This is a genomic window from Heyndrickxia coagulans DSM 1 = ATCC 7050 (assembly GCF_000290615.1).
In the GTDB taxonomy this organism is placed as follows: domain Bacteria; phylum Bacillota; class Bacilli; order Bacillales; family Bacillaceae_C; genus Weizmannia; species Weizmannia coagulans.
The window spans coordinates 1-243 of the sequence record NZ_ALAS01000240.1; the positions used below are offsets into that span (position 1 = coordinate 1).

The 243-nt window shown below is 41.6% G+C and carries 1 protein-coding gene; it reads right to left on the reverse strand.

Features of this window, described 5'->3' with window-relative positions:
• Nucleotides 1-243: integrase core domain-containing protein (locus tag IC21_RS13125; RefSeq protein ID WP_035181000.1), on the reverse strand; the 243-nt coding region annotated here is incomplete at both ends.

Consider the following 243-nt stretch of genomic DNA (forward strand, 5'->3'; position numbering starts at 1 on the left):
TGATACTGTCTTCTGTTTCTTGTGGCGTCATATAGCCCAAGCAGCTATGAATCCGTTTCCGATTGTACCAGCCTTCTATAAATTCGAATACGGCTCTTCTGGCAGCTTGAAAGTTCAAATAGTTGACTCTGTAGATCTCTTCCTTTTTCAGAGTTGCATGGAAAGACTCAATGCAGGCGTTATCGTATGGGCAACCTTTTTTACTGAAGGAGTGTTTGAACTGCTTCTTTTCCATGTATTCTG